This window comes from Erwinia sp. 009765445 (genome assembly GCF_058137865.1).
This window is the reverse complement of the sequence record NZ_JBYUWC010000007.1, coordinates 209,141-235,926: the sequence shown is the minus strand read 5'-3', so window position 1 is coordinate 235,926 and position 26,786 is coordinate 209,141. Positions and strand designations below refer to the sequence as shown.

Genomic DNA, 26,786 nt, shown 5'->3' with positions numbered 1-26,786 from the left:
CCACGTGAATAAAAAAGCCCCTGCATGCAGGGGCTTTTCAGAGGGCGAAACCGGACGGGGTTAATCGTCCAGGAAGCTGCGCAGCACTTCAGAGCGGCTTGGATGACGCAGCTTACGCAGTGCCTTCGCTTCAATCTGACGAATACGCTCACGGGTAACGTCAAATTGCTTGCCGACTTCTTCCAGCGTGTGGTCGGTGTTCATATCGATACCGAAACGCATACGCAGCACTTTAGCTTCACGAGCAGTCAGGCCAGCCAGCACGTCGTGGGTCGCGGAACGCAGGCTTTCAGACGTTGCTGAATCCAGCGGCAGCTCCAGGGTGGTGTCTTCAATAAAATCACCCAGATGCGAATCTTCATCATCACCAATCGGCGTCTCCATGGAGATCGGCTCTTTGGCAATTTTCAGCACCTTACGGATCTTATCTTCCGGCATCAGCATGCGCTCGGCCAGCTCTTCCGGCGTCGGTTCACGGCCCATTTCCTGCAGCATCTGGCGGGAAATACGGTTGAGTTTGTTGATGGTCTCAATCATATGCACCGGAATACGGATGGTGCGCGCCTGGTCAGCGATGGAGCGGGTGATAGCCTGACGGATCCACCAGGTCGCATAAGTCGAGAACTTATAACCCCGGCGATATTCAAACTTATCAACGGCTTTCATCAGACCAATGTTGCCTTCCTGAATCAGGTCGAGGAACTGCAGGCCACGGTTGGTGTATTTCTTGGCGATAGAAATAACCAGACGTAAGTTAGCTTCAACCATCTCTTTCTTCGCACGGCGTGCTTTCGCTTCACCAATCGACATACGACGGTTGATGTCTTTCACCTGCTCGATGGTCAGGCCGGTCTCTTCTTCAATCTGCGACAGCTTCATCAGGCCGCGCTGCACGTCTTCAGTCACGTCTTTCAGCTTTTCTGACCATGGCTTGTTCATTGCCAGTGCTGCTTTGAACCAGGTTTCGCTGGTTTCGTTACCGGTGAACAGAGTAATAAAGTTCTTTTTCGGCATCTTACAAATTTCAACACACAGTTTCATGATGATGCGTTCCTGGGTACGGACGCGATCCATCATGGTACGCATGTTGTTCACCAGGAAGTCGAACTGCTTCGGCACCAGGCGGAACTGTTTAAACACGTCGGACAGATTCTGGATTTCAGTAACGGCATCAGCGTGACTACGGCCTTTGGCCTTGATCACCATACGGGCTTTTTCGTACTGCACGCGCAGATCGTTAAACTTCTCGCGGGCCAGTTCCGGATCGATGCTGTTGTCGTCATCAGAGCTGTCGTCGTCGGACTCTTCATCTTCGTCTTCGTCGTCACGCTCTTCTTCAGAAAGTTCAGATCCTACGTGCGTGGCAGTAGGGGCGATCTCTTCTTCAGCGTTAGGATCGACAAATCCGGTGATCATGTCGGACAGGCGCGCTTCGCCCGCTTCAACGCGATCGTATTGCTCGAGTAAATAGGTGATGGCTTCAGGGTATTCAGCGACGGAACACTGCACCTGGTTGATGCCGTCTTCGATACGTTTGGCGATGTCGATTTCACCTTCACGTGTCAGCAGTTCGACGGTACCCATTTCGCGCATGTACATGCGCACCGGGTCAGTAGTACGTCCGATTTCAGATTCAACGCTGGATAACACCTGAGCAGCCGCTTCGGCAGCGTCTTCATCCGTGTCGCTGCTGTTCTCGTTCAGCATCAGATCATCGGCATCAGGCGCTTCTTCCACCACCTGGATACCCATGTCGTTGATCATCTGGATGATGTCTTCGATCTGATCGGAGTCGACGATATCTTCCGGCAGATGGTCATTGACCTCGGCATAGGTCAGATAGCCTTGCTCCTTACCACGGGTGACAAGCAGCTTCAGCTGTGACTGCGGGTTTTGCTCCATAAGACGGTATCCACACTTCTGTTAAATGAGATTGGTGTCGGTCGGCTAAGCCTAAGCAGCCAACAATAACAGTGAGGGCGTTGCTTTATTGCCGCTGCCCATCGTGGCGGCTGCCAGGCTTAACCTGGCGGAAGTTCGGCACTTAAGCCGCTTGAATTCGAATATTACTGTTTCTTTAACGCCTGGCTGAGCGTCCAGAACTCACGGCGCTCTTCCGCGTTGAGAACATGGGTGCGATCGCGCGCAATCAGCTCTTCCAGACGGCGTTCCAGCGCAGCGTCGTACATGCTGGCCAGAGAATCTTTAAACATGGTTTCCACTTCATCTTCCACGATCATGTGGTTCCATGTGGCCAGAGTTTCAAGGCTCTGGCTAAATTTTGTTCCGCGATATAACTCTAGTAGCTGTCCTGTGGTCAGGCCAGGGTGAGCCACGCAAGTGCTCACTAACTCCACAAAAAGCGGGAAGCCTGCGAGGTCAGAATGCTCCAGTCCATCCAGTGACGGCACCATCATCGCCAGCGCCGGGTTCTGAATCAGCAACCCAATGAGTATACGCATGGTTGTACGTTTTAGCTGCGGCTGCTGGGGCGGTTTCGCATTCTCCCCCTGCTTTGGCAGCAGCTTTTCTAACTGGCTGTCGTCAAGGATCCCCAGCTTGTTGCCCAGCTCCTGACGTAAATAGATGCGCAGCGTTTCGCCCGGCACCTGGCTTATTAACGGTATCGCCAGCGTGCTGAGCTGTGCGCGGCCATCCGGTGAGCGCAAATCTACCTGCGGCATTAGCGAGTCAAACAGGAAAGCGGAGAGCGGCATCGCCTGCTCCATCCGGGCTTCAAAAGCCTCTTTCCCCTCTTTGCGCACCAGCGTATCCGGGTCTTCACCGTCAGGCAGAAACATAAAGCGTAGCTGACGACCGTCATTCATGTAAGGTAATGCGGTTTCCAGCGCTCGCCAGGCTGCTTCGCGGCCCGCTCTGTCGCCGTCATAGCAACAAATAACGTTATCGGTCGTGCGGAAAAGAAGTTGAATATGCTCCGGCGTGGTGGAGGTTCCCAGCGAGGCAACGGCATAATCGATGCCAAATTGCGCCAGCGCCACCACATCCATATAGCCTTCGACCACTAACAGCTTCGCCGGTTCAGGATGCTTCTTTTGTGCTTCATAAAGGCCATACAGCTGGCGGCCTTTATGAAAAATATCGGTTTCCGGCGAGTTCAGGTATTTCGGCAGCGCATCACCCAGTACACGCCCACCAAATCCAATGACTCGTCCACGCTTGTCGTGGATCGGGAACATTACCCGTTCGCGAAAGCGGTCGTAGCTACGGCCCTGATCGTTTGTGACCAGCATCCCGGCATCAATCAACGACTGGCGATCGTCCTGATTGCGACCAAATCGCTTCAGGGCGTTGTCCCAGCCTGTGGGCGCAAAGCCAATGGAAAAGTGCTGAATGACTTCATCGCTCAGGCCGCGCTTGTTGAGATACTCACGGGCAGCCGTTGCCTGATTCTGGGAAAGCGCCTGCTGATAAAACTCACTCAGGCCGGTCATCAGTTGATACAGACTCTGACGCTGATGACGCTCCAGCTGGCTGGGGCCGGTTCCGCTTTCATACGGAACTTCCAGTCCATACGCAGTCGCCAGCTCTTCAATACTTTCAACGAATTCCAGACGATCATAATTCATCAGGAAATCAATGGCATTGCCATGTGCGCCACAGCCGAAGCAGTGGTAAAACTGTTTTTCACCGTTGACGGTGAAAGAGGGGGTTTTTTCATTATGGAAGGGACAACACGCGTGGTAGTTCTTTCCCTGCTTTTTCAGCTTTACGCGGGCATCAATAAGATCCACGATGTCCGTGCGCGCCAGCAAGTCATTGATAAATACACGTGGAATTCGTCCAGCCATAAGCCCCGGTTTATCAGCTCATAAACGAGAACAAGCCGCGCATTCCTTTCGGAAAGCACGGCCTTCTTAACTACTACTTGTCTGTGAAGCGACTAAAAACGATTAGTACAGACGAGTGCGGCGTGCGTTTTCGCGAGCCAGTTTCTTCGCGTGGCGTTTAACTGCAGACGCTTTAGCGCGCTTACGTTCGGTAGTCGGTTTTTCATAAAACTCACGACGACGAACTTCAGCCAGAACGCCTGCTTTCTCGCAAGAACGCTTGAAGCGACGCAGTGCTACGTCAAATGGCTCGTTTTCACGTACTTTAATTACCGGCATGTAACTCTCACCTCGATAAATTCGGTTTTGTTGCTGACGTCAGTGCCAGCTTGTTTCAAAATGGTGCGGAATTTTACTCCAACACAGGCTGCGTTGTAAAGCACCATAGCAAAATGTCACCAACAGATGCGCCTGTGCGGCTGCCGGTTTTTTCAGGCGAAGGATTATACACCAACTGACCTGTGCGCTGTGAAAATATTTTTCCCTTATGCCTCAGAGAGTCACGGTGGAACGACGGAAAATTGCCGCCCGGTGCAGGCCTTCATGCTACACTGCGCGCCGCAAGAATGAGGTGAAACTGTCATGCGTGTACTCGGAATAGAAACTTCCTGCGATGAGACCGGTATCGCGATTTACGACGATCAAACCGGCTTACTCGCCAACCAACTTTACAGCCAGGTCAAACTGCACGCCGATTACGGCGGTGTGGTGCCGGAACTGGCTTCTCGCGATCACGTGCGCAAAACCGTGCCGCTGATTCAGGCTGCACTGAAAGAAGCCGGTCTGAAGGCGCAGGATATTGACGCGGTAGCCTATACGGCAGGCCCGGGCCTGGTCGGGGCGCTGTTGGTCGGTGCTACCATTGGCCGTTCCCTGGCTTTTGCCTGGGATGTTCCGGCGATCCCGGTTCATCATATGGAAGGGCATCTGCTGGCGCCAATGCTGGAAGATAACCCGCCGGGGTTTCCGTTCGTCGCCCTGCTGGTCTCTGGTGGTCACACCCAACTGATCAGCGTCACCGGCGTCGGGGAATATATTCTGCTGGGTGAATCGATTGATGATGCCGCTGGTGAGGCCTTCGATAAAACGGCCAAGCTGCTTGGTCTGGATTATCCCGGTGGCCCAATGCTGTCGAAAATGGCGCAGCAGGGCGTCGAAAAGCGCTTTATTTTTCCGCGTCCGATGACCGACCGTCCGGGACTGGATTTCAGCTTCTCCGGGCTGAAGACCTTTGCGGCTAACACCATCCGTGAAAACAGCGATGACGAACAAACCCGTGCTGATATTGCACGGGCATTTGAAGATGCGGTGGTGGATACGCTGGCAATCAAATGTAAGCGTGCGCTGGAGCAAACCGGCTTTAAGCGGCTGGTGATTGCCGGTGGCGTCAGCGCCAACCGTACTCTGCGGACGAAAATGGCGGAGGTAATGAAGGCGCGCGGCGGTGAAGTCTTCTATGCCCGTCCTGAATTCTGCACCGACAATGGCGCGATGATTGCCTATGCCGGAATGGTGCGGATGAAGGGGGGAACGCGGGGAGAGCTGAGCGTCACCGTCCGGCCTCGCTGGCCGCTGGCGGAATTACCGGCAATTTCCTGAACGCTTCTTTTTTAAGGGCGGAAACCACCGCCCTGTTAAGCTGGACAGTACGATTTATTGCAACGAAACCATTCTTCTCTTTATTAAAATTCATCATTATTGAGGGGGAGAGTGTAGGCATGTCCATTTGACAACTCAAACCCAACAACAATGCAGCTAAGCATGCCTCTCGTTTTCACCCACATTCCGCATTCGCGTTGCCACACATGTGACATTTCATGGATGAACAAATGCTGAAGATTTGCGGGCTCTTTGGAAAAATCCTGTTTGTACCAGTCTCTGAAATACAGCTCGCCATTTGGTGTTATGGCAACATTTCTGCTTTGCAGCCCAAATGGCAGATAACTTCCGTGGTGTATTCATACTTTGTTGAATGAAATAGAATTCTTAAATACTTCTCTGGCTAATCTGGTTTCGCCAGGCGTCAGTAGCCGAAGGCTACCTTCTTCTTTCTGTTGCATATTTAAGTCCTTTTATTGAGCATCCGTATGCCAGAAAAAATAGTGATTATTCAGCGATCGCTTTCTGGACCCTTCTTTTTTTTCTTCCAGATCTTCGATTCCTGCCCGCGCCAGAGGCGCTGAATATTGTCGTGATGGCGCAGCAGCACCAGGCATGACAGCATGGCGACCGGGAAAGTGAATTGAGGTTTGAACCACCACACGTAGAAAGGTGCAATCAGTGCGCTGATAATCGCGCCTAAAGATGAGTAGCCGCTCAGCAGCACGGTCAGCAGCCAGGTACCGGTCATCAGCCCGGTCAAATCCCAGCCGATTGGGGCAATGGCACCGAATGCTGTTGCCACGCCTTTGCCACCTTTGAAGTGGAAGAATACCGGATAAATGTGGCCGACACAGGCGGCGATAGCGACCAGGCCAAGATAAAACGGGCTGACACCATAATGGTAAGCCAGCCACACCGGCAGCATACCTTTCAGAATATCGAAAACCAGAACGGCGATTGCCGGGACTTTGCCACCGATTCTCAGCACGTTGGTCGCGCCGGGATTCCCGGAACCATTCTGGCGGGGATCGGGTAGTCTGAACAGTCGGCACACCAGAATCGCGCTGGAAATGGAGCCGCACAGATACGCGAAAACAATCATACCAAGCGCGAATACACTCATAACATCGTTCCGTCTTGTAGGGTTGGTTTTGTTCTCATCATCCGTGGATAATACGCATAAACCGCCGGAAGTGGTATCCGGCAACCACAAAAACAGAGACTGCCATCATGGATATCGTATTTATTGAACAACTCTCCGTCATCACCACGATTGGTGTCTATGACTGGGAACAAACCATTCAGCAGAAGCTGGTGTTCGATGTCGAAATGGCCTGGGACAATCGCAAAGCGGCGGCCAGCGACGATGTAAATGACTGCCTGAGCTATGCCGATGTGTCTGAGGCCATCATTAACCACGTTGCGGGCGGAAAATTTGCCCTGGTAGAGCGCGTGGCGGAAGAAGTGGCCACGTTATTGCTGACACGATTTAACTCCCCCAGGGTGCGGATTAAGCTCAGCAAGCCCGGTGCAGTAGCCCAGGCGGTACAGGTTGGCGTAGTGATAGAACGCGGGACTAATCCGAAATAAAGCCAGAGTGATTGCCATCACGGTGAAACCAAACGACATTATGGTCTGTCTTAAGGTTGGCCTAACCCAGGGCTGACACAATTTTGGCGGTAGCTAAGAGCGACCGCCTTTTTAATGTTTTTTAAACGGATAGGGGAAATTTGATGGCAGACATTCATCATCTATGGGTGGCAGCAATACTGGGCATTGTTGAAGGATTAACAGAGTTTCTGCCTGTCTCCTCCACCGGACACATGATTATTGTCGGTCATCTGTTGGGGTTTGAAGGGGACAAGGCAGACACCTTTGAGGTCGTCATTCAGCTTGGTTCCATCCTGGCCGTCGTAGTGATGTTCTGGCGTCGTTTGTTTGGGCTGATTGGCATTCACTTCGGTAAAGTCCGACACGAGGGAACGGGGAAAGGACATCTGACGCTGTTTCATATCCTGCTGGGTATGGTTCCTGCAGTGGTTATCGGTCTGATCTTCCACGATAAGATTAAATCGCTGTTTAACCCGGTCAACGTGATGTACGCGCTGGTTGTGGGCGGTGTACTGCTGCTGGCGGCGGAATTCCTGAAGCCGAAGAAGTCCAGGGCCGAGGGCATTGATGATATGACTTATCGTCAGGCTTTCGTGATTGGCTGCTTCCAGTGTCTGGCGCTGTGGCCGGGCTTCTCCCGTTCCGGTGCCACCATTTCTGGCGGTATGCTGATGGGGGTGAGTCGCTATGCGGCTGCCGAATTCTCTTTTGTTCTGGCTGTACCCATGATGCTGGGCGCGACCGTGCTGGATTTGTACAAGAGCATGGGCTTCCTGACCATGGCGGACTTCCCGATGTTTGCCGTGGGGTTTGTCACCGCATTTATCGTGGCGCTGATCGCCATTAAAGTGTTCCTGAAGCTGATTCAGAGCATTTCGTTTGTGCCGTTTGCCATCTATCGCTTTATCGTGGCAATTGCGGTCTATATCATCTTTGTTTAGAGCCTGAACGAAACCGGGCGCGCTGACGCCCGGCTTGCTCTTTATGCTAACTCGTTGTCTTCCTTCCACTGATTCAGCGCGGCAATTCGCCTTCTGGTTAACTCTTCCCGCACTTCAGCACCCTTGAAACCGGCGGCAACCACCTCTTTCGTCGGCACATTCTGCGCCACCGCAAAAGCATCCTGCAGATATTTACCCTGTGGATAAGGGTTGTTCTCAAAACCGGTACGCCCACGCGCGTCTGCTTCGCTGGTCAGGGCGATTTGCTCCACCCGGTGCGGCTTGCGCCAGGCATCAACGCGGTCGAACAGGGCAATCAGCGTTTCAGGGCTCTGACGCCCGATGGTATGCACCAGATCGTGGAATTCTGTCACCAGCAGCGCTAAATCGCGCAGGGCGTTGGGGACGCGCAGCCGCTGACACAGGTTTTCGACCAGCGGGACGCCTGCCGGGCCATGACCATGATGGCTGGGCCATTTTTCCGGTGGCGTCAGCGCTTTGCCCACGTCATGGAAAAGAGTGGCAAAGCGGATGGCCACCTCGTCACTGATTTGAGCGGCAATCGCCAGCGTCATCAGGGTGTGGACGCCGGTGTCGATTTCCGGATGCCACTTCGCCGGGGCCGGAACGCCGTAGAGGTTATCCAGTTCCGGGAACAGCACGGCCAGCGCACCACAATCCCGCAGGATCTGGAAGTAGGCCTGAGGACTTTGGGTCTCAAGCGCTTTTTCCGTCTCTTTCCACACTCTTTCTGGCGTCAGCGTATTCAGCTCTCCGCTTTCTGCCATCCGTCGCATTAATGCCAGAGTCTCTTCCGCTACGGTGAAATCCAGGTGAGCGAAGCGCGCAGCAAATCGCGCCACACGCAGAACGCGAAGCGGATCTTCATTAAAAGCGGGAGAAACATGGCGCAGCAGACGCTGTTCAATATCGGCACGCCCGCCATAGGGGTCATGGTAGCTGCCGTCCCGATCCTGGGCTATCGCATTGATGGTCAGGTCGCGTCGCTGTAAATCCTGTTCCAGAGTGACGTCAGGTGCGGAATAGCACACAAAGCCGGTGTAGCCGCTGCCGCTTTTCCGCTCGGTGCGGGCCAGCGCGTACTCTTCATGGGATTTGGGATGCAGAAACACAGGGAAGTCCCGGCCAACCTGTTCGTAGCCCTGGTTCAGCATCTCTTCGGGTGAGGCACCGACCACTACCCAATCTTTGTCTTTGACCGGCAGGTTTAGCAGTGCATCGCGTACCGCGCCACCGACAAGGTAAGTCTTCACTAACTACACTCCAGGCTGATTCATTACATGCATCATACGTGAAGTGTAGAACGCGGTCAGCACCGTTGCAGAGGGCAGAGGATCAGTTCATCCAGCGGTCTTTCTTTTTACGGCTCGGGATCATATGCGGCAGCAGCAGGCCCAGCAGCAGGCCAACACCTGCCACGCCGCCACCGTACATAAACCACTGCATGATGATGGTTCGCTGCTTGTCATCCAGCTGAACGTTCGCGGCACTGACTTTCTTCTGTGCGACAATCAGCTCGTTTTTCAGCTTCTGATTCTCTTCTTTCAGGCCATTGATTACGCCATCGCTGCCTGCCACTTTTTTCTGCATCTCAGCGGTACGCTGGTTCCAGCTGCCGTCGATATTGGCCAGCTTGTCGGTCAGATCTTTCACCTGCTGTTCCAGCTGAGGGACGCGGGTGCGCAGGCTTGGCTGTTCGCTCAGCTGTGCCTGTGGGATCCAGGTGGTGCGGCCATTGGCGTCGCGGATTTGAGCATAGTGCGTACTGTCGTCAGTTTGCAGTAACGCCACTTCCTCGCCGGCATTCAGGGTGCCGACCAGGCGGTAACTGTCGCTTGGGCCGCTGCGGACCCAGGTGGAAAGTTCGTCGGAGATATAGCGTTTTTCTTCGGCATGAACGGATGCTGCTACGCTGAAAGTCAGTAAAGTGAGGCCAATAAGCTGAGTTTTTTTCATTCGATATCTTTTTTACGTGAGTCCTGGAAAAAAGTAATGGCACAGTCTGGAGCTGGCTCGCACAAAGCTAAATGAGAACTTTCCTGGTCTCGGGCTGGTGCGAAACACCACGCAAAGCGATAAGAAAGCCGAGACAGCCACGGCGATTCTGCATTACTCTTCACGCAATAACGTCATTTACCGTGCCGGTAATCAACTGATTAAGAAAATATGACCATCGAAATCGAAGTAAAGTTCATTGTGACGCCAGAAGGTGCCGAAAAACTGCCCGCCACGCTTGCAGCCTGGCCAAACCAGCATACAGCGCCGGTCGAGCTGACTAACATCTATTTTGAGACGGCTGAGGGCCAGTTGCGCAGCTGGGATATGGGTTTGCGTATTCGCGGCTATGGCGACAGTTATGAAATGACGCTGAAAGCAGCAGGGCAGACCGTTGGCGGCCTGCATCAGCGTCCTGAATACAATGTGCCCGTCGCGGAACCGGTGCTGAATATCAGCAAGCTGCCTGCCGAGATCTGGCCGGAAGGGTGCGATCTGGCCGCTCTGCAGCAGCAGCTAAAACCGTTATTCAGCACCCATTTCGTGCGTGAGAAGTGGGTGGTTACTTACCTGAACAGCGAGATTGAAGTTGCTTTTGATCGCGGCGAAGTCACTGCCGGTGAACTGAGCGAAGCGCTGTGTGAGATTGAGCTGGAGCTGAAAAGTGGCAGCCGGGATGATCTGCTGGCTTTTGCCACCGGGCTGACGACGATGGGCGGACTGCGTCTGGGCAGCCTGAGCAAGGCCGCACGCGGTTATGCGCTGGCTAAGGGCAATCCACCGTGTGACCTGCGGCCGGTGCCGGTGATGAAAGTGAAGCCGAAAGCCACGGTGGAAGAGGGAATGCGTGCTGCTTTTATGCTGGCACTGAGTCAGTGGCAGTATCATGAAGAGCTGTGGCTACGTGGTAATAAGGGCGCGCTGCATGAAATCCATGAGGCGCTGGAAACGCTGCGTCAGGCATTCTCTCTGTTTGGTGCGCTGGTTCCGCGCAAGGCCAGCAGTGAGCTTCGCCAGTCTCTGACCCAACTCGAAGAGGCTCTGCTGGAAGATAAACTGAAAGCGGAAACGCTGTGCTTCAGTACCATCAGTTTGCAGACCCAATTAGCACTCACTAACTGGATTGCCACCGAGCGCTGGCGCGGGTTTGTCGATGCCAAAGCGGATGCCAAGCTGCAGGGATCTTTTAAACGTTTCTGCGACGTGATGCTGGGCCGGATCTCTGCCGACCTGAAAGAGACTTTCGGGCTGGTGCGGCAGATTAACGAGTATCAGGACAAACTGACCCGGCTGCATCGCCAGCTGTTGGCGGCACGCCTGTTGGCAGGTACTTATGATACTGCTGCCGTTGCCTCATGGCTGGGAGAGTGGTATCAGCTGGCCCATGCCATCGAGACCAGACAGGAAGCCTGGCTGGCGACTTATTGCCGTCAGGCACTGAAGCATCCGGCCTTCTGGAAAAACGGTAGCGTCTGAATGGGATCTGCAGCCCGCAGCTGACTGAAATAATGCCTACAGGGAGTCTCTATGTTGCCATCACCCTCATCGTCGCTGCCCTCGCTGCTGGCGGAGCAGGTTACGCGCCTGGCCCCGGAGTGGGCAGAGCTTAACGCCACTGAACAGGCCGTGCTGGCCTTCAGTGACTTTATCAGTGAGAACCTGGCGCGCCAGCCTGAATTGCTCGGCCAGCTGCAGAACAACCCGCCGGAGCCGGGGGAATGGCAACAGTATGCGGACTGGCTGCAGGAGCGGCTTACCGCCGTTAGCGATGAAAACAGCCTGATGCGCGAGCTGCGTCTGTTCCGTCGCCATATGCTGACCCGCATCGCGTGGATGCAGACGCTGGCAACCAGCAGTACGCAACAGTCCCTGCAGCAGCTCAGCATGCTGGCAGAAACGTTGATTGTCGCCGCAAGAGACTGGTTGTGGCAGGCGTGCTGTCTCGAGTTTGGTACGCCGGTGAATGCTCAGGGTGAAGCACAACCCTTGCTGATCCTCGGGATGGGAAAGCTGGGCGGCGGTGAGCTGAACTTCTCTTCTGACATCGATCTGATTTTCACCTGGCCGGAAAACGGCAGCACCACCGGTGGCCGCCGTGAGCTGGATAACGCCCAGTTCTTCACCCGTCTGGGACAGCGGCTGATTAAAGTGCTCGATCAGCCGACGGTGGAGGGTTTCGTTTATCGCGTGGATATGCGCCTGCGTCCCTTTGGCGACAGCGGGCCGCTGGTGCTGAGCTTCGCCGCGCTGGAAGATTATTATCAGGAGCAGGGACGTGACTGGGAGCGCTATGCGATGGTTAAAGCGCGGCTGATGGGCGGGACAGAAGACCGCTGGAGTCAGGAGCTGCAGCAGATGTTGCGGCCGTTTATCTACCGCCGCTATATCGATTTCAGCGTGATCCAGTCGCTGCGTAACATGAAAAGCATGATTGCGCGTGAAGTGCGGCGGCGTGGCCTGAATGACAATATCAAGCTCGGCGCGGGCGGGATCCGTGAAACAGAATTTATTGTACAGGTTTTCCAGCTGATCCGTGGCGGGCGTGAGCGGGCGTTACAGCTGCGCTCCCTGCTGCCGACGCTGCAGGCAATTGGTGAACTCAGTCTGCTGCCTGCTGAACAGGTGGGCCAGCTGGAAGGAGCCTGGCTGTTCCTGCGGCGTCTGGAAAACCTGCTGCAAAGCATTAACGATGAACAGACCCAGACGTTGCCTGCAGACGATCTGAACCGCGAGCGCCTGGCCTGGGCAATGGGCACCTCGTCATGGTCTGAACTGCACCAGCAACTTGAGCAGCATATGGCCGCTGTCCGCGCCATCTTTGATGAGCTGATTGGCGACGACACGCCAGAAACAGGTGAAAACAAAGAGTCCGACGAGTACGGCGTGCTGTGGCAGGATCGGCTGGAGGAAGCTGAACCCGCTCCGCTGGTGCCGCACCTGAGCACAGAATCCTGTCAGCGCCTGCTTCAGGCGATCACCGCTTTCCATCAGGACGTGGATAAACGCACCATTGGCCCCCGGGGCCGTCAGGCGCTGGACCAGCTGATGCCGCGCCTGCTGTCTGAAGTCTGTCCACGTGAGGATGCTGACGTCACGCTTAACCGCCTGACGCCGCTGCTGCTGGGCATTGTCACCCGTACCACCTATCTGGAGCTGCTGACCGAATACCACGGCGCACTGAAGCACCTGATCCGCCTCTGTTCCGCTTCGCCGATGGTCGCCAGCCAGCTGGCCCGCTACCCGCTGCTGCTGGACGAGCTGCTCGATCCCGCCACGTTGTACCAGCCTACCGCCACTGATGCCTATCGCGACGAACTGCGTCAGTACCTGCTGCGCATCCCGGAAGAAGATGAAGAGCAGCAGCTGGAAGCCTTGCGCCAGTTTAAGCAGGCTCAGCATCTGCGTATTGCCGCCGCTGATATTGCGGAAACGCTGCCGGTGATGAAAGTGAGCGATCACCTCACCTGGCTGGCGGAGGCAATGATTGAGCAGGTGGTGCAGCAGGCATGGCAGATGATGGTGCAGCGTTATGGCCGACCATCACATCTGAAAAACGATCGGGAGCGCGGCTTCGCGGTGATTGGCTACGGCAAGCTGGGTGGCTGGGAGCTGGGCTACAGTTCAGACCTGGATCTGGTGTTCCTGCACGACTGTCCGGAAGAAGCAATCACCGAAGGCGAACGCAGTATTGATGGCCGTCAGTTCTACCTGCGGCTGGCTCAGCGGGTGATGCACCTGTTCAGCACCCGTACCTCATCCGGCATTCTGTACGAGGTGGATGCTCGCCTGCGGCCATCCGGCGCGGCCGGGATGCTGGTGAGCACCTTTGAAGCCTTCGATGACTATCAGCGCAATGAGGCCTGGACCTGGGAGCATCAGGCACTGGTGCGGGCACGGATTGTCTTTGGCGAAGCGGCGTTGAGCCAGCGGTTTGATGAAATTCGCCGTGGCATTCTGTGTCTGCCGCGTGAGCCGGATAAGCTGAAAACAGAGGTTCGTGAGATGCGTGAGAAAATGCGCGCACATCTTGGCAGCAAGCAGAAAGACCGCTGGGATATTAAAGCGGATCAGGGCGGCATCACAGATATTGAATTCATCACGCAATATCTGGTCTTACTCTACGCGGCTGATGAACCCAAACTGACACGCTGGTCTGATAACGTGCGTATTCTTGAGCTGATGGCACGGAATGACCGGATTGAAGAAGCGGAAGCGCAGGCGCTGACTCAGGCTTACGTTACCCTGCGCGATGAGCTGCATCATCTCGCGTTGCAGGAACTGGCCGGGCAGGTCCCGCCTGATGCGTTCAGCCGTGAAAAAGCGGTGGTGAACGGCAGCTGGCAGCGCTGGTTGGGTAACACAGAGCAGTCGTGATGCTCTGATTCTCACGTAGTGAGCGCGTCAGCGGGGATAAACCGAAGGGTAAATGTGCGTGCCAGCGAGCTTGTGCTATCATCGCGCGCACTATTTTTTGATACTGGCCAGGAGTCTCTGGAATGAAAATTACGCTGCCCGATTTTAACCGTGCGGGTGTTCTCGTCGTAGGCGACGTGATGCTGGATCGCTACTGGTACGGCCCGACCAGCCGTATCTCTCCTGAGGCCCCGGTGCCGGTAGTCAAGGTCGATAACGTCGAAGAGCGCCCGGGCGGCGCGGCTAACGTGGCGATGAACATTGCCTCACTGGGCGCGGAGTCACGGCTGATCGGGCTGACCGGCATTGATGATGCGGCGCGGGCGCTGAACGAGACGCTCAGAGGCGTCAACGTTCAGTGCGATTTCGTCCCGGTTGCCACTCATCCCACCATTACCAAGCTGCGCGTACTGTCACGTAATCAGCAACTGATCCGTCTGGATTTCGAAGAAGGTTTTGAAGGAGTGGACGTTGAGCCACTTCACCAGCGCATCCGCCAGTCGCTATCGCAGACTGGTGCGCTGGTGTTGTCTGACTATGCCAAAGGCGCGCTGGCCAGTGTGGAGACTATTATCCACATTGCCCGCGAGGCAAAGGTGCCGGTGCTGGTTGATCCAAAAGGGACCGATTTTGAACGTTACCGTGGCGCGACTATCCTGACCCCGAACTTCTCTGAATTCGAAGCTGTGGTAGGCTTTTGCAAAGACGAAGCGGAAATTGTGGCGCGCGGTATGGCGCTGATTGAGCAGTTTGAGCTGTCGGCGTTGTTGGTCACCCGTTCAGAAAACGGCATGACGCTGCTGCAGCCGGGCAAAGCGCCTTTCCACCTGCCAACGCAGGCGCAGGAAGTTTACGATGTTACCGGTGCGGGCGATACGGTCATTGGCGTACTGGCAGCTGCGCTGGCGGCGGGTAATACGCTGGAAGAGTGCTGTTTTCTCGCCAATGCTGCCGCTGGTGTGGTGGTGGGCAAGCTGGGGACCTCTACGGTTTCTCCGGTGGAGCTGGAAAATGCCATTCGTGCACGTCCGGAATCTGGCTTCGGCGTGATGAGCGAAGAGCAGCTGAAGGAAGCAGTAGCGATGGCCCGCCGTCGTGGTGAGAAAGTGGTGATGACCAACGGCTGCTTCGATATCCTTCATGCAGGGCACGTCTCCTATCTGGCGAATGCCCGTAAACTCGGTGACCGGCTGATCGTGGCGGTCAACAGCGATGCTTCCACTAAGCGTCTGAAGGGCGAAAGCCGTCCGGTCAATCCACTGGTCAACAGAATGATCGTGCTGGGTGCACTGGAAGCGGTGGACTGGGTGGTGTCGTTTGAAGAGGACACGCCACAGCGGGTGATCGCAGATATCCTGCCTGACCTGCTGGTCAAAGGTGGCGACTATAAACCGGAAGATATCGCCGGTAGCAAAGAAGTCTGGGCTAATGGTGGGGAAGTGCGGGTGCTGAATTTTGAAGATGGCATCTCTACCAGCAACATCATTAAAGCGATTCAGTCGAAAGCCTGACGGCGCAGGTGATAAAAGAAAGGGGCGATCCGATATCGCCCCCTTGTCATTTATGCCGCAGTGAGGGTTACTGCAAGTCTTCGGTCCTGACCGCTTCTGCAGGTGCGGTGGCCACACCACGGCTTTCCAGTTCGGCAATGCGCTGTTCCAGTGCGGCCAGTTTTTCGCGGGTGCGCAACAGCACCTGAGTCTGCACGTCAAACTCTTCGCGGTTTACCAGGTCCAGCCGGGTCAGCTGTGACTGCAGAGTCTGACGGATTTTCTTTTCAACATCGTCGCCAAACTCGCGGATCCCTTTCGGCATAGACTCATGGACCTGGCGGGCAAGCTGTTCAATTTTTTTGGGGTCAATCATGGCGGCTTCCTGGTAGCGGCAAAGTTTCTGTAAGTGTAATGCCATAACCTCAAAGGATAAACCCGAAAACGCTAAAGCAGGAAATGGGGAACTATTTGCGCATTTTGTTCGTTGCCTCACCATTTTTTCGGCGCTATAGTAATCAGGCTTATTCTCAGGGCGGGGCGAAATTCCCCACCGGCGGTAAATCAGCTACGGCTGAAAGCCCGCGAGCGCTTCAGACCTCCCGGTTTGAAGGTCAGCAGATCCGGTGTAATTCCGGGGCCGACGGTTAGAGTCCGGATGGGAGAGGGTAACGTATCTTGTCGGGCTTTTGCCTGCCTCGCCGTTATTTTTTTGTCACTGCATGACACTCCTAAGCACGCCCTGATTCTGGTAACCCATACATAAATTAAAGGTTTATTTACCATGAATCAGTCGCTTTTTTCTGAATTTGGCACGCCGGAACAGCGTGTGGAACGGGCTCTTGCTGCTTTGCGCGAGGGTCGTGGTGTAATGGTGCTGGACGATGAAGATCGTGAAAACGAAGGGGACATGATCTTCGCCGCAGAGACCATGACCGTTGAGCAGATGGCGCTGACTATCCGCCACGGTAGCGGCATCGTCTGCCTGTGCCTGACCGAGGAACGTCGTCAGCAGCTTGAGCTGCCAATGATGGTCGACAACAATACCAGCTCTTATGGCACCGGCTTTACCGTAACTATCGAAGCGGCAGAAGGCGTGACCACTGGTGTGTCAGCGAAAGACCGTGTGACCACTATTCGTGCAGCTATTGCTGATAATGCCAGTCCAGCTGATTTAAATCGTCCTGGTCACGTGTTCCCACTGCGTGCGCGTGATGGCGGCGTGCTGACCCGTGGCGGCCACACAGAAGCCACTATCGATCTGGTGACGCTGGCCGGTTTCAAACCTGCTGGTGTGCTGTGTGAACTGACCAACGATGATGGCTCAATGGCGCACGCGCCGGAAGCTATCGTATTTGCGAAGCAGCATAATATGCCGGTCGTCACTATTGAAGACCTGGTGGCTTATCGCCGCAGCCGCGAAACCCGTCAGGCCAGCTAAATCATCGTTTTAACCGACTGAAACCGGGAATTTCCCCGGTTTCAGTGTGATTTACGCCTTTTTATGCTCTCATCGCTACAGCTTAGGCTGTATTTCACATTCACGTATTGAGAAAATACTCTTGACTTTTACGGACTTATAAATTTTAATAAATTTTTCCTGATAATAGGAATAAGTATTTATTTTAACTTAAAGGATTAAGTTTATGCACACTCTCAGCTCAAAGATTGAATATGTAAAAAATACAAATCTATTCATTGTTGTTGAACGTCTTTATAGCCGTGATTCAATAATGCCTTCTGTTGGGAATATTGGCCCTTCCTTATTACAGGTTCACAAGACGGTTTATCAGTTAAAAAGAAAACAAGATATGTTTATTGAGGGTGAGAAGATTACTTCATAGAATGCTACATTGTGGCAGAAGTTTAAAATGCTTACCGGCTCGCAAATTGTGACCAGAGACAGCAATAATGGAGAAATGCTGTTTGTGATAGAATTCAGTGGTTCAGTATTAAAGGCAACCGCGTTATCAGGTATCCCGGAGAGTAAAAAAGTACCTGCTCTCTTAAAAAAAGAATATTCGTTGAATAAAGGTCCTCTGAATTATGGTATTGATCCAATACCTGGAATTAATCTTTACGGAAGAAAAGAAGTTAGGTTTCATATGGAGGATGGAGGGAAAGGTACTCCTGTGACAGCTGCAAAATATAATAAAGATACCGATCAACTGCTATTAATTGAGTCAGCGACAGAGCTATCAGATTTGATGACCTGCCTTGAAAAAAACGGCATCAGGTAACTATTATGAGAAATAACTTCATATTTTTAACGATTGTTGTCGTGATCTATGCCTTTATTGGCTATCTTTCTTATGATCCCGCAGTGAGATTTTATCTTAATGGTTGGAGTCTGGTAACAACTGATCTACGAGATTATGTCTTAATGGCTATTAAAATTGCAGTCTTGTCAGCATTCCTGTCTTTTGTTGTTGCTATTATTTTCCAAAAAATAAAACCGCTCTCTTTAAAAGAGAGGCTCAGGATTCATGTGTGTTTTTTTATCATTAATGCTGTTTTTTTTGTGATTGCTCTCTATGTCTTTCACCCAAAACAGGAAATGGGAACTAATGTGGTTGTTGCCTATTCCGTAAATAATGTTAATTTGGCTCCTTATTATTTGTCATCATTTGTGATTTCTTCGCTGCTCTGTGTTTTGTTGAGAAAAAAATGGTGACGCTTGTTAATTACATTGTAAGGATTATACTGCGGGGATTCAGGAAAACATTTTGTTATTCTGGGAGAGATGATCGAATACAATATGCTGTGTTCTTCTTTTTTCAGATGATATGGTTTTCAATATATCTTGAGTTCATGAGTGTGAATAATTACATAGGTCTTTTGCCGCTGGTATTTTTCTTGCTTCCTCTGCTGTCCAGCAATATCCGTAGGATTAAGGACAGCGGTTATAACGGCGCTCTCGCGTTGTTATGGCTGATTGCACCTTATCTGGTTATATTATTTTTCTTTTTCCCTGCTTCATCCACGAAGGACAAGAAAGCTTCTCATTGAGAGTGAGAAAAGTCTGCACCTTGTATCATTCATATCAATTCCAAAGTATTAACTGACTGAAACCGGGGATTTCTCCGGTTTCAGTGTGATTTACGGCCAGCCCCGACACTGCTTATTCACTCATTATGATGCTGAGTGAAGGCTACGCTCTCCCTGCTGTACCCGTCATACTTCAAGACGCCTGGAGGCGCCTGGTTTTGGTGCAGGTGCGTTGGCTGCGTTCATTCACCCGAATCACTTACCGTCGTCTGCTCATCGGGATTTATGCGCCTCGTCCCTGAAGCTCACCCTGCGGGCCAGCGCGGGCGCTGTTCAAAAACGATGACGTTTTTGTCCTGCAACTTGAATTAATCAGGATATATATCGGGCTGGCAAGATCAGAACAGCGTTTCCAGTTCATCAACAACATTGTACCGATCGTCAATAAGCAGCAGCGTTTTCCATTTATCAAATGTCAGGCAGGGGTGAGAAGTGCCAAAAACTAATATATCACCGACCTGAACATCACTACCCGCAGCCAGCTGCAACATACAGTGTTGATCCATGATCCCGATACTCTGCATGGCTTCCGGCGAGAAAGGCAAAGCCTGGCCTGCCCGGTAATGGGCGACGGGCTGGGGCAATCCGGCATCAAATGCGCAGTCGCGTTTGCCAAAATTAACCACGGCTCGATCGCTGTCCGGCACTGACTGCACCATCGCCACCAGTTCAAGTGCCGAAATGAGATCCCCTCCGAGATCGCAGGCAACGCTGTCACGTGCTCTCAACTCTTGTTGAGCGAGATGGTAAATCCCCTTGTCATGCGTGATATAGCAACCCGGACGGATGACAATCCGGCAGGCTGCAGGGATTTCTGCATTCAGCCAGATATTACACACCACGTCATACCAGACGGAACCTGCCCCGGTAAGAATGAACTCCCCCTCCACGTATCGTTCAAGCTGACAGGCCAGTCTGGCCGCGTCACGCAGCAGGTTCTCTACCTGTGGCTGTGGATCGTCGCCATGTAACACGCCTTCATAAAGTTCCAGCCCACGCAGGCGCAGGCCCGGTAACAAAGCTATTTGTTGTGCCAGTGCAAGAGCGGCTTCCGGAGTGCGGGAGCCACAGCGTCCGCCAGGTACACCCAGCTCCAGCAGAATATCCACTTTCTGGCCCTGCGAGCTGAAAAAAGCCGATAGCGTCTGCGCATTACTGAGGCTGTCCACGCAACAAAGGTAATCCACCTGCGGATAGTGTGACTTCAGGCGCGAGATAACCTGCATATTCGCTTTACCAACCAGTTGGTTCGCCATCAATACCCGATTAATGCCGCTCGCCATAGCCGCTGCCGCCTGCCAGGCGCTCCCTACACCGATTGCCCATGCGCCAGCCTGCTGCTGCGCTTTGAAAATCCACGGCGTCATTGTCGTTTTTCCATGAGGAGCGAGAGACACGCCGCGTTGGTTTGCATAGCGCTGCATCCACTGAATATTGTTTTCCAGCGCGGATTTTTTGATCGTTGCGGCAGGTAAACAGACTTCTTCAAGCAGCACATTTGCCTCACGCGACAGTTGTGCGGATTTATGTGAGATAAGCAGGTCTTTGTGATACTTCATAACGCCTCCTGACGGTTTTTTTAGCTGAGTTTGTTTTTTGTATCTTTGTTAATTTATTGAATTTAATGTATTTATTCTAAATTTGTGATTTTTAATGGTTTAAAGTATCACTAATTAATATGGTTTTTGTGTGGTTTTCCACTTTTTTTTATATCGCAGCGATGGTCTACTTATGGTCAGAACATAAAGGGAGTGAGGCGTTATGAAGCTCGACTGGCTTTTTAAAAATGTTACGGTGGTGGATGGCAGTGGTGGCCCTCAGTATCGCGCTGATGTGGCGGTTTACCAGGACCGTATCGTGGATATCGCCCCGACCATTGCACAACAGGCCCGGCAGGTGATTGATGGTACTGGCAGGGTGCTGTCACCGGGGTTTATTGATGTGCATACCCATGATGATATTAACGTTATCCGGATGCCTGAGTATCTGCCAAAGATAAGCCAGGGGATTACTACGGTGATTGTGGGAAATTGTGGCATCAGTGCTGCGACAGCATCAATCAAAGGTCAGGTCCCCGACCCTATGAATTTATTGGGTGGGAGTGAACATTTTATCTATCCCACCGTTAATGCTTACGCCGATGCCGTGGCGTCAGCACGTCCATCTGTCAATGTGGGCACCCTGATCGGTCACACTGCACTGCGTAATAATCATATGAGCTCGCTGTTTCGCACCGCCACCAAAGGGGAAATAGCGGCGATGCGCGAACAGTTGTGCCTGGCGCTGAGCCAGGGGGCTTTGGGGCTCAGCACCGGTCTTGCCTATGCGAGTGCATTTCACTCCTCCACTGAAGAAGTGATGGCCCTGGCAGAAGAGCTGTCCGGAACCGGCGCGATTTATACCACTCATTTGCGTTCTGAGTTTGAGCCTGTTCTGGAAGCGCTGGATGAAGCATTTCGTATTGGCAGACATGGCAACGTTCCGGTTGTGGTGTCTCACCATAAATGCGCCGGTGCCAAAAACTGGGGCCGTACGCGGGAAACACTGCCTTTTTTTGATGAAATGCGTCAGCGCCAGGAAATTGCCTGTGACTGTTATCCCTACTCTGCCAGTTCGTCCACGCTGGATATCGGGCAGGTGACAGACGAGTTCGATATCGTGATCACCTGGTCAGAGCCCCATCCCGAGCAGGCGGGCAAAACGCTGCAACAAATTGCCGCGGGCTGGCAGACTTCCTTACAGGACGCCGCTAAACGACTGATGCCTGCAGGCGCAATTTATTACAACATGGATGAGCAGGATGTGCGTCGGGTTTTACGCTATCCGGTTTCCATGATTGGTTCTGATGGATTGCCTAACGATCCGATGCCACATCCAAGGTTATGGGGTGCGTTCCCAAGAGTGCTTGGACACTATTGCCGGGATGAACAACTGTTCCCGTTGGCTACCGCCGTTCACAAAATGACCGGACTTTCCGCCGCGCGCTTTAATTTGTCGCAGCGTGGCCTGGTAAAGGTGGGCTACTACGCCGATCTGGTTATGTTCGACCCACAGACGATTCGTGATGTGGCTACTTTCACCGCTCCCCAGCAACCCGCAGCCGGTATTGACGCGGTAATGGTAAACGGGGTGATGAGCTACAACGGTGAACAAAAAATTACCGGACGGGCAGGTCGTTTTCTGCGGCGTCAGTCATAAAACTCAGGAGGGTGTATGTCTGTTAAACGTTATGGTACGGCAGGGGGAACGGGAACGGGAGGGCAACATCTTCCCTTTTCACGGGCGGTTGAAGCGGCAGGCTGGCTCTATGTCTCCGGGCAGACGCCAATGAAAGAGGGAGAAGTTGTCGAAGGGGGGATTGTTGAACAGTCGCGCCTGGCGATTCAGAACTGTATCGATATTATGACTGAAGCGGGCTATACGCTTGCTGACGTGGTGCATGTGAGTGTTATTCTCACCGACTCGCGATATTTCCAGTCATTTAATAAAGTTTTTCGTGAGATTTTTGGCGAACATCCTCCGGCGCGTATTTGCTGTGTGGCCGATCTGGTTGTGGACTGTAAAGTAGAAGTGGATGTGACCTGTTTTAACGCTGCACGCCTGAAATAAAACCTTTCCCATTGCGGAAGGGGACGTAATAAAAGCAAAAAGATAAATAAGTTTTTTATGTTTTTAACTGAAAGCATTCGTGGGTCTCCTGTATTAACAGGGGACTATTCTTGTCAACACCATAATGTCGATTCGCTAAGGCATTATTTACCGTATTGGGACGAGAGCAATGAACAATATGTCTTTTTTAATCTGGTTCACTGTCTATGCCTGTGCCATGATTACGCTGGGTTGGTATGTTTCCCGACATCAAAAAAATGGCGATGACTTTTTATTGGGTGGTCGCTCATTACCGATGATTTTAACCCTGGGGTCTACCGTAGGCACAATGGTAGGGACGGGGTCCAGCGTAGGTGCCGTCGGGTTTGGTTACTCCAATGGCTGGGCAGGGATGCTGTACGGACTGGGAGGGGCCATAGGCATTTTGCTGGTGGCGTGGTTATTTGCCCCGGTGCGTAAATTGCGGTTTATGACCATGAGCGAAGAAATTTCTTATTATACCGGCGGCAGCCGGATTATAAAAAATCTTGTGGCAGTATTGATCTTTATCGCTTCGATTGGCTGGCTTGGTGCTCATGTATTAGGTGGTGGACTCTATCTTGCCTGGGCCAGTGGTATTGATATTAATACGGCGAAAATTATCATTGCTCTCGCCTTTATCGTTTATGTGGGAATCGGCGGTTATTCCGCAGTGGTATGGATTGATACGGTTCAGTCAATTGTTCTGTTTGTCGGTTTTATCTTAATGGCGGTGCTGGCTGTGCACCATGTCGGTGGTTGGGATCATATTAAACAATCCGTTGATCCGGCAGCACAGAGTTTATTTGCCGTGGATAAAATGGGAGTATTACCCGCATTGTCACTGGCAATGGTTATTGGCGTTGGTGTGCTGGCAACGCCGTCTTATCGTCAGCGTATCTATTCTGCAAAAAATGTCTCTTCAGTACGTCAGTCATTCACCATCACCGGGGTTTTATATCTGATGTTCTCTTTCCTGCCTGCCATTATCGGCATGGCCGTGTGGACAATGAATTCCCACCTGGAAAATAGCGGTTTTGCCTTCCTGTTTGCCACTCAGGTCCTGCCGCCGGTGCTGGCAATGGCGGTGCTTATCGCCGGGATGTCTGCCAATATGTCCTCCGGCAGTTCCGATGCCATCGCCGCAGTCTCTATTATCCTGCGCGATCTCTATACGCTGATCACCGGCCATATGCCGGCCCCGGAAAAAGCGATCCGCCTGTCACGTATTTTCCTGGTTCTGGTCATTGGTCTGGCGCTGATCTTTGCACTGACCTCCAATGACATCATTAGCTATATCACCAAAATGATCTCGATGATCATGTCCGGAATGTTTATCTGTTCAATCCTTGGGCGCTTCTGGATGCGTTTTAACTGGCAGGGCGCGCTGGCGGCTTTGTTGGGTGGCGCGGCGGCATCGGTGATTGTACTGATGGACAGCCACTGGCTCGCATACTGGGGAAACCCCTGTATACCGTCAGTAGTGACCAGTCTGGTCGCTTCTGTGCTCGTCACCTTGATCACACCCGCCAGTAAACTCAGCCGGGAAGAGGCGCTGGAGATGATTACCCGGGAGCGTGAAGAACAGCCTGGCACGGCACCGCTTAACGTGGGTGGTTCTAAAGCTACAGAGAGTTGAGAGGGACATTATGGAACGCTGGATTGCCGTAGACTGGGGGTCGACGCATTTACGCTGCTGGCTGTTCGCTGACGATCAATGTGTGCAACAGCTACAGTTGCCGCTGGGGATCACTCAGCTTCAAGGTCAGTCTCCTGCCGATATATTTGGACAATATATCGCACCCTGGCGTGAGGATGCGCCTGTCCCGGTGGTGATGGCGGGAATGATTGGCAGCGATGCGGGCTGGAGAAGAACGCCTTATCTGGCCTGCCCGACTTCGCTTTCCGATCTCAGTGAAAGGCTGTACGAGGTGGCTGACAATGTCTGGATAGTACCGGGGTTGATGGTGCAGCGAGCGGACGGCTGCGATGTTATGCGTGGCGAGGAAACCCAACTGGCAGGAGTGATACAGCTGATGCCAGCGCAATGCTACGTGATGCCGGGCACCCATTGTAAATGGGTGGACGTAGATGACGGCCAGATTTGCCATTTCTCTACGGCAATGACTGGCGAGTTACATCATCTGCTGATGAACCACTCATTGACGGGGAAAGGATTACCGGCACAGCAGGCAGATAATGATGCTTTTCAACTGGGTCTTGAACGGGGAATGGATACTCCTTCGCTGATTTCACGGCTGTTTACCGCAAGGGCCGATCGGCTGCTGGGAACGCTGGCAGTCACATCGGTAGCGGATTATTTATCTGGTCTGCTGATTGGCGCAGAAGTGTCGGCCTTTTGCCGACAAAAAAAGAGGGGCGCTGTCACTCTGGTTGGCAGTCCGCAGCTTAATGCCCGTTACCGTCAGGCATTCGAGCAGATTATTGTTGCGGTCACTGAGTGTCCCGGCGATAACGCATTTTTACAGGGAATAAGGAGTCTGGTTTATGCAAGACAATAAACTGGTGGCGATCTTACGCGGGATCACCCCCGCAGAGGCGCCCTCTCATATTGAAGTGCTGATTGAGGCCGGATTTCGCTACATTGAGATCCCGCTCAACTCCCCTGGCTGGCAGCAGAGTATTCCGGCAGCCGTGCGGCAATTTGGTGGGCAGGCGGTGATTGGTGCAGGGACAGTGTTAAAGGGTGAACAGGTTGATTTTCTGGCACAGGCAGGTGCGCGGCTGATTGTGACCCCAAATACGCAGCCTGACGTTATCCGTCGCGCCGTCAGGCATGGCATGCTGGTCTGTACCGGATGCGCGACGGCGACAGAGGCTTTTAATGCCCTGGAGGCCGGTGCAGACTGGTTAAAAATATTCCCCTCCAACATTTTTGGCCCTGAGTACATTCGGGCGTTGAAAGCCGTATTACCTGCAGATGTTCCGGTGCTGGCGGTGGGAGGAGTAACGCCAGACTCGCTGGCAAACTACAGACGGGCCGGGTGTGCCGGAGCCGGTCTGGGCAGCGATCTTTACCGGGCCGGGCAGGATACTGGCAAAACCCGCGAAAATGCCCTGCAATTTATTGATGCCTGGCAAAACAGAGACTAATCCCCCAGAGGCTGACGATCCACGCCGCCGCGCAGGCTGTCCAGTGAGAGTTTGATGCGGCGGAGGCGATCTTTGGCCTGAGCTTTATTTGCCATTGCCAGCTCGGTAGCCAGCACATCAATCATTGCCAGCATGGCGTAGCGTGAGGGGCTGGGCTTAAAAATATAATCATTTTCCCGGACGTGCAGGGGGAGCACCAGATCGGCCACGGCGGCGAGCGGAGTTTCAGGCGGCGTGACTGCAATGACCTTCGCACCATACTGCCGGGCGATTGCGGCGCTTTCTGTGACTTCCTGCGTGTAGCCCCCTAAAGAAAGCGTGACCACCACATCCTGTGGCGCGACTGCTGAACACATCATGCGGACCAATAAGCCATCGTTCTGACTCACCACGGGCAGGCCAAGCCGAAACAGACGATACTGTAACTCCTGCGCGCAAATAGTTGATCCTCCCCCCATGCCAACCACGAGGATTTGCCTGGCCCCACTCAGCAAGCTCACCGCTTTTTGCAGTGCCTGGCTGTCCAGTGCCCGACGATTGGTATCCAGTACGCTGATAATAGACTCATAAATACCCTGCACGCCTTCAAGGTCCGGAACATCAAGAATGAACCGCTGACCGACCGCCAGTGACTGCGCCAGTTTTATTTTGAGCTCGCGGACATCCTTACACCCTAATGCTCGTGCAAAACGGGTGACCGATGCCTGGCTGGTCTGCGTCAACCGCGCCAGTTCGGCAATGGGCAAATTGGTCGCGGTGGCTACGTCATCCAGAATAAATTGTGCGATGCGTTTTTCCGTGGCAGTCAAAGCCATAAATCGTTCAGTAATGCAGGAAATGATATCGATGGAGTAGGCCATGGGCAGGTATCAACACTAAGCATATAATGATACTTAGTATCATGGCCTTTTTCCGCGGGATGCGTCAAATCATACTCACCTTACAAAACCGTTTATTCTTGTTATTCATAGCGCATGCCATTCAAATTTCCTGAAGATCTTCATCATACTTCTCCGGGTTCATCGGCCGGGAAATGGGCGTAATGTAGCCGTCATCAAGCCGACATATTCTGG

Annotated in this window: 24 protein-coding genes and 1 riboswitch; of the genes, 15 read left to right on the top strand and 9 right to left on the bottom strand. The window is 53.1% G+C overall.

Features of this window, described 5'->3' with window-relative positions; genetic code table 11:
- Positions 1–60 precede the first annotated feature (60 nt).
- From rpoD to rpsU, 3 genes are all read right to left on the bottom strand, one after another.
- A complete protein-coding gene (gene rpoD, locus AC3Y5R_RS10020) occupies positions 61–1,902 on the bottom strand; it encodes an RNA polymerase sigma factor RpoD (RefSeq protein ID WP_489921205.1) in 1,842 nt (613 codons plus the stop codon).
- A gap of 164 nt (positions 1,903–2,066) precedes the next feature.
- On the bottom strand, positions 2,067–3,812 hold the full coding sequence (gene dnaG / locus AC3Y5R_RS10015; protein ID WP_489921204.1) for a DNA primase: 1,746 nt from the start codon (positions 3,810–3,812) through the stop codon (positions 2,067–2,069).
- Between the two features lie 102 nt (positions 3,813–3,914).
- Positions 3,915–4,130, bottom strand: a complete 216-nt coding sequence (gene rpsU / locus AC3Y5R_RS10010; RefSeq protein WP_001144069.1) for a 30S ribosomal protein S21 — start codon at positions 4,128–4,130, stop codon at positions 3,915–3,917.
- Between the two features lie 303 nt (positions 4,131–4,433).
- Here rpsU and tsaD point away from each other — a divergent pair, with 303 nt between their 5' ends.
- Positions 4,434–5,450 carry a tRNA (adenosine(37)-N6)-threonylcarbamoyltransferase complex transferase subunit TsaD gene (tsaD, locus tag AC3Y5R_RS10005; RefSeq protein ID WP_489921203.1) on the top strand — a complete coding sequence of 339 codons (1,017 nt, stop codon included), beginning with the start codon at positions 4,434–4,436 and terminating at the stop codon, positions 5,448–5,450.
- 511 nt (positions 5,451–5,961) lie between these two features.
- On the opposite strand, the gene plsY is transcribed toward tsaD, so the two are convergent.
- Complete coding sequence (gene plsY / locus AC3Y5R_RS10000) at positions 5,962–6,576, bottom strand: glycerol-3-phosphate 1-O-acyltransferase PlsY (RefSeq protein WP_158782178.1); 615 nt, start codon at positions 6,574–6,576, stop codon at positions 5,962–5,964.
- Positions 6,577–6,683: 107 nt separating this feature from the next.
- Here plsY and folB point away from each other — a divergent pair, with 107 nt between their 5' ends.
- Together folB and bacA are read left to right on the top strand one after the other, a co-directional pair.
- Entirely contained in the window at positions 6,684–7,043 is a 360-nt protein-coding gene (gene folB / locus AC3Y5R_RS09995) for a bifunctional dihydroneopterin aldolase/7,8-dihydroneopterin epimerase (RefSeq protein ID WP_489921202.1), read from the top strand.
- A gap of 143 nt (positions 7,044–7,186) precedes the next feature.
- A complete protein-coding gene (bacA, locus tag AC3Y5R_RS09990) occupies positions 7,187–8,005 on the top strand; it encodes an undecaprenyl-diphosphate phosphatase (RefSeq protein ID WP_489921201.1) in 819 nt (272 codons plus the stop codon).
- A 41-nt stretch (positions 8,006–8,046) separates the two neighbouring features.
- Here the strand turns inward: bacA and AC3Y5R_RS09985 are convergent, their stop codons facing one another.
- On the bottom strand, positions 8,047–9,279 hold the full coding sequence (locus tag AC3Y5R_RS09985; protein ID WP_489921200.1) for a multifunctional CCA addition/repair protein: 1,233 nt from the start codon (positions 9,277–9,279) through the stop codon (positions 8,047–8,049).
- 82 nt (positions 9,280–9,361) lie between these two features.
- Positions 9,362–9,982, bottom strand: coding sequence for a TIGR04211 family SH3 domain-containing protein (locus tag AC3Y5R_RS09980; RefSeq protein WP_489921199.1), 621 nt, complete (start codon positions 9,980–9,982; stop codon positions 9,362–9,364).
- 210 nt (positions 9,983–10,192) lie between these two features.
- Here AC3Y5R_RS09980 and AC3Y5R_RS09975 point away from each other — a divergent pair, with 210 nt between their 5' ends.
- The 3 genes from AC3Y5R_RS09975 to hldE all read left to right on the top strand — a co-directional run bounded on the left by AC3Y5R_RS09975 (position 10,193) and on the right by hldE (position 15,945).
- Entirely contained in the window at positions 10,193–11,497 is a 1,305-nt protein-coding gene (locus AC3Y5R_RS09975) for a CYTH domain-containing protein (RefSeq protein ID WP_489921198.1), read from the top strand.
- Positions 11,498–11,548: 51 nt separating this feature from the next.
- Positions 11,549–14,395, top strand: a complete 2,847-nt coding sequence (gene glnE, locus AC3Y5R_RS09970) for a bifunctional [glutamate--ammonia ligase]-adenylyl-L-tyrosine phosphorylase/[glutamate--ammonia-ligase] adenylyltransferase (RefSeq protein WP_489921197.1) — start codon at positions 11,549–11,551, stop codon at positions 14,393–14,395.
- A 122-nt stretch (positions 14,396–14,517) separates the two neighbouring features.
- Positions 14,518–15,945, top strand: a complete 1,428-nt coding sequence (gene hldE / locus AC3Y5R_RS09965; protein WP_489921196.1) for a bifunctional D-glycero-beta-D-manno-heptose-7-phosphate kinase/D-glycero-beta-D-manno-heptose 1-phosphate adenylyltransferase HldE — start codon at positions 14,518–14,520, stop codon at positions 15,943–15,945.
- A gap of 67 nt (positions 15,946–16,012) precedes the next feature.
- Here the strand turns inward: hldE and ubiK are convergent, their stop codons facing one another.
- Positions 16,013–16,300, bottom strand: a complete 288-nt coding sequence (gene ubiK / locus AC3Y5R_RS09960; protein ID WP_158782186.1) for a ubiquinone biosynthesis accessory factor UbiK — start codon at positions 16,298–16,300, stop codon at positions 16,013–16,015.
- 146 nt (positions 16,301–16,446) lie between these two features.
- Positions 16,447–16,598: riboswitch (FMN riboswitch) on the top strand.
- Positions 16,599–16,708: 110 nt separating this feature from the next.
- Between ubiK and ribB the strand changes: the two genes are divergently transcribed.
- The 4 genes from ribB to AC3Y5R_RS09940 all read left to right on the top strand — a co-directional run bounded on the left by ribB (position 16,709) and on the right by AC3Y5R_RS09940 (position 18,933).
- Positions 16,709–17,365: a 3,4-dihydroxy-2-butanone-4-phosphate synthase gene (gene ribB, locus AC3Y5R_RS09955; RefSeq protein ID WP_489921195.1), complete on the top strand. Its 657-nt coding sequence runs from the start codon at positions 16,709–16,711 to the stop codon at positions 17,363–17,365.
- Between the two features lie 430 nt (positions 17,366–17,795).
- A complete protein-coding gene (locus AC3Y5R_RS09950) occupies positions 17,796–18,164 on the top strand; it encodes a hypothetical protein (RefSeq protein WP_489921194.1) in 369 nt (122 codons plus the stop codon).
- A 5-nt stretch (positions 18,165–18,169) separates the two neighbouring features.
- The gene (locus AC3Y5R_RS09945; RefSeq protein ID WP_489921193.1) at positions 18,170–18,598 is read left to right on the top strand and encodes a hypothetical protein; all 429 of its coding nucleotides are present in this window, start codon (positions 18,170–18,172) and stop codon (positions 18,596–18,598) included.
- Entirely contained in the window at positions 18,592–18,933 is a 342-nt protein-coding gene (locus tag AC3Y5R_RS09940) for a DUF805 domain-containing protein (protein WP_489921192.1), read from the top strand. Before AC3Y5R_RS09945 ends, AC3Y5R_RS09940 begins: the two co-directional genes overlap by 7 nt.
- A 377-nt stretch (positions 18,934–19,310) precedes the next feature.
- Here the strand turns inward: AC3Y5R_RS09940 and AC3Y5R_RS09935 are convergent, their stop codons facing one another.
- Positions 19,311–20,531, bottom strand: coding sequence for an amino acid deaminase (locus tag AC3Y5R_RS09935; RefSeq protein WP_489921191.1), 1,221 nt, complete (start codon positions 20,529–20,531; stop codon positions 19,311–19,313).
- Positions 20,532–20,733: 202 nt separating this feature from the next.
- Between AC3Y5R_RS09935 and AC3Y5R_RS09930 the strand changes: the two genes are divergently transcribed.
- The 5 genes from AC3Y5R_RS09930 to AC3Y5R_RS09910 all read left to right on the top strand — a co-directional run bounded on the left by AC3Y5R_RS09930 (position 20,734) and on the right by AC3Y5R_RS09910 (position 25,713).
- On the top strand, positions 20,734–22,170 hold the full coding sequence (locus AC3Y5R_RS09930; protein WP_489921190.1) for an N-acyl-D-amino-acid deacylase family protein: 1,437 nt from the start codon (positions 20,734–20,736) through the stop codon (positions 22,168–22,170).
- 15 nt (positions 22,171–22,185) lie between these two features.
- Positions 22,186–22,581, top strand: a complete 396-nt coding sequence (locus tag AC3Y5R_RS09925; RefSeq protein WP_158780436.1) for a RidA family protein — start codon at positions 22,186–22,188, stop codon at positions 22,579–22,581.
- 169 nt (positions 22,582–22,750) lie between these two features.
- Positions 22,751–24,238: a sodium:solute symporter family protein gene (locus AC3Y5R_RS09920; RefSeq protein WP_489921189.1), complete on the top strand. Its 1,488-nt coding sequence runs from the start codon at positions 22,751–22,753 to the stop codon at positions 24,236–24,238.
- A gap of 10 nt (positions 24,239–24,248) precedes the next feature.
- The gene (locus AC3Y5R_RS09915) at positions 24,249–25,121 is read left to right on the top strand and encodes a 2-dehydro-3-deoxygalactonokinase (RefSeq protein WP_489921188.1); all 873 of its coding nucleotides are present in this window, start codon (positions 24,249–24,251) and stop codon (positions 25,119–25,121) included.
- Entirely contained in the window at positions 25,108–25,713 is a 606-nt protein-coding gene (locus AC3Y5R_RS09910) for a 2-dehydro-3-deoxy-6-phosphogalactonate aldolase (RefSeq protein WP_158780439.1), read from the top strand. Before AC3Y5R_RS09915 ends, AC3Y5R_RS09910 begins: the two co-directional genes overlap by 14 nt.
- Here AC3Y5R_RS09910 and AC3Y5R_RS09905 read toward each other — a convergent pair.
- A complete protein-coding gene (locus AC3Y5R_RS09905) occupies positions 25,710–26,573 on the bottom strand; it encodes a MurR/RpiR family transcriptional regulator (RefSeq protein ID WP_489921187.1) in 864 nt (287 codons plus the stop codon). The genes AC3Y5R_RS09910 and AC3Y5R_RS09905 overlap by 4 nt on opposite strands.
- Between the last annotated feature and the right edge of the window lie 213 nt (positions 26,574–26,786).